The sequence below is a fragment of the Streptomyces sp. AcH 505 genome (assembly GCF_000818175.1).
In the GTDB taxonomy this organism is placed as follows: domain Bacteria; phylum Actinomycetota; class Actinomycetes; order Streptomycetales; family Streptomycetaceae; genus Streptomyces.
This window is the reverse complement of the sequence record NZ_JTIY01000001.1, coordinates 977,277-979,437: the sequence shown is the minus strand read 5'-3', so window position 1 is coordinate 979,437 and position 2,161 is coordinate 977,277. Positions and strand designations below refer to the sequence as shown.

2 protein-coding genes are annotated in these 2,161 nt (G+C 73.5%); both read left to right on the top strand.

Features of this window, described 5'->3' with window-relative positions; all coding sequences use genetic code 11:
* Positions 1-208 precede the first annotated feature (208 nt).
* On the top strand, positions 209-949 hold the full coding sequence (locus HY68_RS04475; protein WP_041984654.1) for an FCD domain-containing protein: 741 nt from the start codon (positions 209-211) through the stop codon (positions 947-949).
* On the top strand, positions 946-1,719 hold the full coding sequence (locus HY68_RS04470; protein WP_041984650.1) for a creatininase family protein: 774 nt from the start codon (positions 946-948) through the stop codon (positions 1,717-1,719). The genes HY68_RS04475 and HY68_RS04470 overlap by 4 nt, the downstream gene beginning before the upstream one ends.
* Positions 1,720-2,161 lie beyond the last annotated feature (442 nt).

The following is a 2,161-nucleotide window of genomic DNA, read 5'->3' as shown; positions in this document are numbered from 1 at the left end:
GCCTTGCCCTGCTGGCCGCCCGCAGGGGCGAGTTGACCGAGGGGCAGCGCTGGTGCGCCCGCGCCATGGACCTCGGTCCCGCCGAGGTGTCCGAGCGCGCGGCCCGGCTGCGCGAGGCGCTGCACCAGGAACTGACCGCCTGACGAACCACGGTCCGATCCTGTCAGGAGCATTGACACCCTGAGAGATCAAGTGATCTATTCACTTTATGAGTCGCAGTGAAGGGTCACTGTCCGAGCATCTGGCGGACAGCATCGTCGAGATCATCCGGACCGAACGGCTGGTTCCGGGAGACGCGTTGGCGTCCTCCCGTGACCTGGCCCGCCGGTTCGACGTCACCACGCCCACGGTCCGCGAGGCTTTGCGCAGGCTGGAGGCCACGGGCGTGGTGGAGTTCCGGCACGGTTCGGGGACGTATGTGGGGCCAGGCAGTGAGCGGCGGCTGCTCGCCAACCCCCATCTGCCCCGGGCCAGTCGGCGCTCGGTCCTCGAACTCGTCGAAGCACGGCTGGTCGTGGAGCCCGCCGTGGCGGCAGCGGCGGCGCGGGTCCGCGAGCCCGCGGCGGTACGGCAGTTGGAGGCGGCGGCCGTCAACGCGCTACATCCGCCGCAGGGTCAGGCGCCGCTGCCGGTGCACTTCCATGTGGCGCTGGCCGCCGCCAGCGGCAACGCGCTGCTGCGCGAGGCCGTCGAGGCACTGCTCCAGGTACGGGCGCGTGAGCAGGTCGAGATCCGGCACCGCTACAACGACCGTGCGCGGGACCACGCCGAGCATGTGGAGATCTTCGAGGCGGTACGGGACGGTGACGCGGAAGCGGCCGAGCGGCTGACCCGTACCCACCTCGCCGCCATCCGCACGGCGATCCTCGCCGCCGACTTCCCCGACCCCGACCTCCCGGCTCCACGGTCCACGGGTACGTCGTCCTCCGTCGCCGGGGAGGGCCGATGAGCACCGGACGGCCGGCCCGGCTGGCGGAGATGACCACGGTCGAGGCGGCCGCCGCCGTCACGGCCAGCCCGGTGGTGATCATCCCGGCCGGCGCGTGCGAACAGCACGGGCCCGGCATGCCGATGGCCACGGACACGATCCGGGCCGAAGGCGTGGCCGACGCCGTGGCGGCCCGGCTCCCCGGGCGCGTGGTGATCGGCCCGCCGCTGCCGATCGGCGTCTCCCCGCACCACCTGGCCTTCGCGGGCACGGTCACCCTGACCACGACCACCCTGGCCGCGGTGGTGCGGGAGTACGTGGAAAGCCTCTACCGGCACGGCTGGCGGAAGATTCTCGTGGTGACAGGTCACGGCGGCAACAACGCCACCCTGACCACGGTGGCGCAGGACCTGCTCACCACCCACCCCGACCTCCAGTTCGCCTGGACCCCCGTCACCGCGCTGGCCGCCGACGTCGTCACGGAAATGGGTGTCAGCGAGGTGCACGGTCACAGCGGAGAGGCCGAGACCGCCCAGATGCTCTACCTCGCACCGCAGTTGGTGCACGCCGACCGGCTGGCCGCCGGGACGACGTCCACCGGACAGCTCGATCCGCTCTCCCGGCTGGCCCGTGGCGTGAACCACCCCGCGCTCACCGTGCGCTACGACCGGCTCAGCGAGAACGGAGTGCTCGGCGACCCGCGCCGGGCGAGCGCCGAGGACGGCAAGGCGATCCTGGAGGCGGTCGCGGGCCGGGTGACCGCCTTCGTCGAGGAGTGGCTGGACATCTGACCCGTAACCGCACACCGCGGCCCGCCCCCTGAACAGCACCTACCGCACAGCCGCACCGCACAGCACCGACCGAAGAGCGCCCGTCGCACCCGCCGGGCTCTCCTGACCGACCGGCCCGCCGACCGGCGCCGCGCCCGCCCCACCCTCCACGGCGCGCGCGGTGCCGCAGCACCGACCGCTCGTACCGCCCGGCCGTACCGCCGGGCCCGTACGTCACGCGTCACTGTCACGCGCCGCGCGCGTCCCGGCCCCCCCGCACGCCCGGGGCACCCCCGTCCCCAAAACCGTCCAGCCGTCCGCCCCCCGGCGTCCGGCAGAAGGAGCCTGCCATGAACCGCACCACCGGAAGCGACAGCAGGAGCAGCGGCCCCCTCCGGCGGCTGGCGAGCGCCGTGATCGGCCTGACGCTGGTCGCGGGAGCGGTCGCCGCGGCCGGACCCGC